Origin of the sequence: Fischerella sp., assembly GCF_013388695.1 — a bacterium.
Classification (GTDB): Bacteria; Cyanobacteriota; Cyanobacteriia; order Cyanobacteriales; family Nostocaceae; genus PCC9605.
Map to the genome: position 1 here is coordinate 1 of NZ_JACAEU010000121.1, position 3,695 is coordinate 3,695.

Annotated in this window: 4 protein-coding genes; 2 read left to right on the forward strand and 2 right to left on the reverse strand. The window is 44.1% G+C overall.

What is annotated here, in order from left to right:
* Positions 1 to 365: 365 nt before the first annotated feature.
* Together HXY43_RS16495 and recR are read right to left on the reverse strand one after the other, a co-directional pair.
* The gene (locus HXY43_RS16495) at positions 366 to 1,757 is read right to left on the reverse strand and encodes a 3' terminal RNA ribose 2'-O-methyltransferase Hen1 (protein ID WP_290884789.1); all 1,392 of its coding nucleotides are present in this window, start codon (positions 1,755 to 1,757) and stop codon (positions 366 to 368) included.
* A gap of 288 nt (positions 1,758 to 2,045) precedes the next feature.
* Positions 2,046 to 2,603, reverse strand: coding sequence for a recombination mediator RecR (recR, locus tag HXY43_RS16500; RefSeq protein ID WP_290884798.1), 558 nt, complete (start codon positions 2,601 to 2,603; stop codon positions 2,046 to 2,048).
* 284 nt (positions 2,604 to 2,887) lie between these two features.
* Here recR and HXY43_RS16505 point away from each other — a divergent pair, with 284 nt between their 5' ends.
* Both HXY43_RS16505 and HXY43_RS16510 read left to right on the forward strand, forming a co-directional pair.
* Positions 2,888 to 3,115, forward strand: a complete 228-nt coding sequence (locus HXY43_RS16505; RefSeq protein ID WP_290884792.1) for a DUF2281 domain-containing protein — start codon at positions 2,888 to 2,890, stop codon at positions 3,113 to 3,115.
* Positions 3,112 to 3,495, forward strand: coding sequence for a type II toxin-antitoxin system VapC family toxin (locus HXY43_RS16510; RefSeq protein WP_290884795.1), 384 nt, complete (start codon positions 3,112 to 3,114; stop codon positions 3,493 to 3,495). The genes HXY43_RS16505 and HXY43_RS16510 overlap by 4 nt, the downstream gene beginning before the upstream one ends.
* Positions 3,496 to 3,695 lie beyond the last annotated feature (200 nt).

Consider the following 3,695-nt stretch of genomic DNA (forward strand, 5'->3'; position numbering starts at 1 on the left):
ACCTGCGTCCGCACATAGAGCGCCGTGGTTCCCCCCATGTAGACGCCCGCTTTCTCGGCTTCCCGAAGGGTACGACTGGCGTAGACGCCCGTCAGGGCGGCTTCTCGTAGAGTACCCAAAGGGTTAGTGGTTGTAGAGACGTGCCATGGCACGTCTCTACATTGGTTGTTAGTAGCTGTCCCAATCGATATGCGGCTACTGTTTAAAAAGCCACTTTCTGTCTACGCATTCGTTACCTCCCACCTCTTTCAAATCAGTTATTTTTTCAAGAATTGACCTTCTAAATTATGAATGGGTGTAATTGCAACCGATTTATGCACTTAATCTGTGTTTGTTGAAGAAAAATAGCAATAAAATTAACTAAACTAAATTGCTAATTGATAGAACATCCCCATCTGTGTTGGATAACCAACTTCTGGATCTTCTTCTCCTATAGATTGAAATTCCACGCTATAACCAAAGCGTTGTGCTACTCGTATTGCCCATGTTTGAAATTCTTGGCGCGTCCATTCAAAGCGGTGGTCTTTATGGCGCAGTTTTCCAGCGGGTAAATTCTCAAACTTGACGTTATACTCAATGTTCGGTGTGGTGACAATCGCATTTTTAGGACGGGCAAACTCGAATAATACGCGCTCAAACGCCTCCAAGCGCGGCAAATCAAGATGCTCAATTACTTCAATTACGGTAGCTGCATCATAGCCATTGAAACGTTTATCTTGATAAGTGAGTGCGCCTTGAATTAGTTGCAGGCGATCCCATTGGTTTCGAGGTAAACGCAGGCGATCTAATCTCTCTTTGGCTATCTCTAATGAGTGATAAGAAACATCAACACCCGTAATTTGCTCAAAAAAACTGTCTTTAAGCAGTATTTTCAGCAAATTGCCCTGACCGCAGCCTAAATCAATTACTCGCTTTGCTGCGCGGTGCTTCAAAGCGACGACTACGGCGTTTAACCTGTGCTGGTTAAGGCTAAGCGGCTTTTCTACCGCCGCTTCTTCTTGAGCATGTTTTTCTTGTGCCCGATCCGGATCGAGATTGTCCTCCTCTGTGAGTTGTGCCAAAGCGACACGAGTCAGGCGGCTTTGGCGTTTGAGGTAGCGTTTGGTAATTTGTTCTCTGGCTGGATGTTTATTGAGCCAACCTTCACCACGACGCAGTAATTTTTCGACTTCTTCGTCACCTACCCAGTAGTGTTTATCATCATCTAGTACTGGTATAAGTACGTAGAGATGGCTTAACAAGTCAGAAAGCCGCAGGGTATGATGTAATTCGACTGTATAGTATTGACTGTGCCCCCAGTCTGGAAAATTCTCATCAAGAAGATGACCTTGAGCGCGGACTGAGTAGCCTAAAGGTTCAAACAGTTGCCGCAAAAACTCTTCGCCACCCCGACAAGGTATTACAGATACTCTTGCTACTAGGGGTATAGGAGTTTGTGCTAGTTCTGGTCTATCTTGGCAACGACCCGAAAGAGCAGTACTGAATACTTGTGCGATCGCCACACTTAAAAATGAAGAAGCAACATAAGGGCGATCGCTCACATATTGCTCAATCTTTATACCGCGTCCCCGCACCAATTTCACCGGGTCAACTTCTAATAGCAGCGCCGCAGTACAGCGCTGTGTATTTGCTTCTGGATAAAAAACATGTGCCTGTCCGAAGGAAAGAGAAAAGGAATGGCAACGGTCAGGGTGTTTATGCAGTAGGTAGCCTAGGTCTGTTGCAGGTTGATATGTAGTTGAAATTGTCAGCAGCATTCACTTTTGAGAAGCTGAGAGTAAAAGAGTCTAATAATGACTACCGTTTTAAAGTCCTAAATTACGCAATTTTTTTATTAATGGCATATTTTGTATGAACAGCTAATTTTTCTATTTTTTTAAAAAACGTAAAATCTAGGGTGCGTTAGCGCTAGCTAACGCACCCCATAGGTTTTATGTTTAATTAAGTTCGCCTACTTAGCGATCGCAGTATAAATTTGGTAACAAAGATAATTTTAGTCATTAGTCCCCAGTCCTTAACCATGACTATTGACTAATGACCACAACCTAATCCAACTCTCGGCGTCCTTCCAAAGCTCGTGCCAGCGTCACCTCGTCAGCGTATTCTAAATCACCACCCACAGGCAAACCAAAGGCAATTCGCGTCACCTTCGTAAATGGCTTTAGTAGCTGACCAACATAAAGTGTTGTCGTCTCCCCTTCCACACTCGGACTAATTGCCAAGATAACTTCTTTGGGCTGTTGCTGACTCACTCGCCGCACCAAAGCTTGGATAGTCAACTGTTCTGGGCCTATGCCATCTATCGGAGAAATCACTCCACCCAGAACATGATACTTGCCTTTGTACTCTTTGGTTTTTTCCAAGGCGATGACATCACGAGAATCCGCCACTATACAAATAGTATTGTTATCACGGCTGGGGTTGCGGCAGATTTCACATACAGGTTCCGCAGAAAGGTGAAAACACTCTTTGCACAAGCCTATTTGTTTTTTGGCTTCTATCAGCGCTTGTGCCAAAGCTTCTACTTCTGCTTCTGGACGCTTCAAAATATGCAGCGCTAGTCTCTGGGCAGTTTTCGGGCCAACTCCCGGTAAGCGTTGCAGTTGCTCAATTAACCGTGCTAAAGGACGTGCGTAAACCGTGGCTTTATCTCCAGTATGTTCACCTTAACTATGATGGCATTCTTGCAGGATTTTGGGTTGGTCATGTGAACTATCCATATGAAGTGAGTTAGACCGCTTTATCCCTTGGTTTGGCAACAATTTCATGGTTATATATAAATGCGATCGCATTTTCATTGAGGTGCAGATGTGCGATCGCAAGACCCACTGCTAATGTTCTTCATTGCGATAGGCTAGACTCACATATAATTTTGGAGTGAGCAGCAATGCAACAGATTGATATTGAGCAAGCAAAAATTCAATTGGAAGGCTTGTTTCAAGCTGCACTAAACGGCGACGAGGTGATTATCACGCAGAATAATCAACCCATCCTAAAACTGGTGCGTTTCACTCAAGCTAAGAAACGTCGTCAAAGTGGCAGTGCTAAAGGGTTAATCTGGATATCACCTGATTTTGACCAGCCGATGGAAGATTTTGCTGAGTACATGGGATGAAACTGCTAATTGATACCCACACTTTTCTTTGGTTCATTAATGACAGCCCACAATTGAGTGCAGATGCCAAGGCTCTACTTGAATCCGAGGTTGATGTATTATTAAGTGCTGCCAGCCTCTGGGAGATAGCAATTAAAACCAGTCTCGGCAAGCTTACTCTGCCTGACCCGTATGACAAGTTCATCCCTCAGCAGGTAACGTTGAATGACCTTGAGATCCTACCAATCAGCATGGCACATTTAGCTGTTGTTGCTAGATTACCCTTTCATCATCGCGATCCATTTGATCGGTTACTGATTGCACAAGCGATGGTAGAGCAAGTGTCAATTGTTAGTGCAGATGCTGTGTTTGACAGCTATACCATTAATCGCACTTGGTAGGTCTTAAACTTCAAGTTATAGCCATGAGTGATCGCATTTTTATTAATGTGCAGATAAGATCCACTGCTAACCTTAGCCCAGCTAGTACTCAACCAAATTGATTTTGATAGGTTTGTCTTGGTGTCTTGGTGTCTTTGTGGTGAAAAAGATCCGGACTGAAACCACCAAGACACTAAGACACTAAGAGTACTAGCACCAAC

Coding starts and splice junctions, on each gene's coding strand:
- HXY43_RS16505 (WP_290884792.1), top strand. CDS start 2,888: ATGCAACAGATTGATATTGAGCAAGCAAAAATTCAATTGGAAGGCTTG.
- HXY43_RS16495 (WP_290884789.1), bottom strand. CDS start 1,757: ATGCTGCTGACAATTTCAACTACATATCAACCTGCAACAGACCTAGGC.
- HXY43_RS16510 (WP_290884795.1), top strand. CDS start 3,112: ATGAAACTGCTAATTGATACCCACACTTTTCTTTGGTTCATTAATGAC.